Genomic DNA, 507 nt, shown 5'->3' with positions numbered 1-507 from the left:
TATAACTCAGGGAATAGCTTTAATATTGGAACAAGTATAGGTTTTACTAAAGATGCAAAAGACCCAATTTCAAATGACACAAAAACAAAAATAAATTCAACAAACTTAGCTTTCTCAAATTCACTAGGATACCAAAGAGCAAAAACTTTAGCTACTTTAGGTAAAGGGAATGTAACTATTACTGATAAAGAAAACTCTGATGATACCACAGCTTTAAATAGAGATACACAAAATATCTCTAAGACTATGGTTAATACAAGTTATGGAGTAAGTGTTGATGCTACTTTGGATCATAGGCTACTGACTGAAGATGGTAGAAAAGATATTAAAAATGATGTTGTAACAGCTAGTGCAATTACAAATGCAATAGAACAAATAGTTACAAGTGATAGAGCAGAAATAAAAGACTTTTTTAAAGAAGTACAAAAGAATGTAGATGTGTATGAAGGAATGAAAAAAGAGTTAGCTAATAATCCTGAATTAGTACAGCAACTTCAAGACCCAAAT

The 507-nt window shown here is 30.4% G+C and carries 1 protein-coding gene; it reads left to right on the top strand.

Features of this window, described 5'->3' with window-relative positions:
- The coding region (locus tag ACQY5W_RS13680) for a hypothetical protein (protein WP_428025520.1) at positions 1 to 507 on the top strand (507 nt) is incomplete at both ends.

The sequence above is a fragment of the Arcobacter sp. genome, from assembly GCF_050300555.1.
Lineage (GTDB): Bacteria > Campylobacterota > Campylobacteria > Campylobacterales > Arcobacteraceae > Arcobacter.
The sequence above is the reverse complement of the archived record's forward strand: the minus strand, read 5'-3'. Positions and strand labels throughout refer to the sequence as shown.